Source organism: Pseudomonas sp. 8209 (assembly GCF_028682105.1).
GTDB lineage: Bacteria > Pseudomonadota > Gammaproteobacteria > Pseudomonadales > Pseudomonadaceae > Aquipseudomonas > Aquipseudomonas palmensis.
The window spans coordinates 1-366 of record NZ_JANIAH010000032.1 but is presented as its reverse complement, the minus strand read 5'-3'; the positions used below and the strand labels follow the sequence as shown (position 1 = coordinate 366).

Here is a 366-nt window from a genome sequence, read left to right as displayed (position 1 = left end):
GATTGGCGAGCCGATCCCGGACCTGTCGTGGTACCTGCTCGATGCCGACCTGAACCCGGTGCCCAAAGGCGCCATCGGCGAGCTGTATGTGGGGCAGGCCGGTCTGGCGCGTGGTTATCTCAAGCGTGCCGATCTCACCGCCACACGTTTCGTGCCCGATCCGTTCTCGTCCCGCGGCGAACGCCTGTACCGCACGGGCGACCTGGCGCGTTATCGCCAGGATGGCATCGTCGAGTACGTCGGCCGCATCGACCATCAGGTCAAGATCCGCGGTTTCCGCATCGAACTGGGTGAGATCGAGGCACGTCTGGCGCAACAGGCTGACGTGCGCGAGGCGCTGGTGCTGGCGGTGGACGGGCCGAGCGG

1 protein-coding gene is annotated in these 366 nt (G+C 66.7%); it reads left to right on the top strand.

Translation table 11 applies throughout. From position 1 onward, the window contains the following. The coding region (locus NP552_RS25870; RefSeq protein ID WP_274097329.1) for an AMP-binding protein at positions 1-366 on the top strand (366 nt) is incomplete at both ends.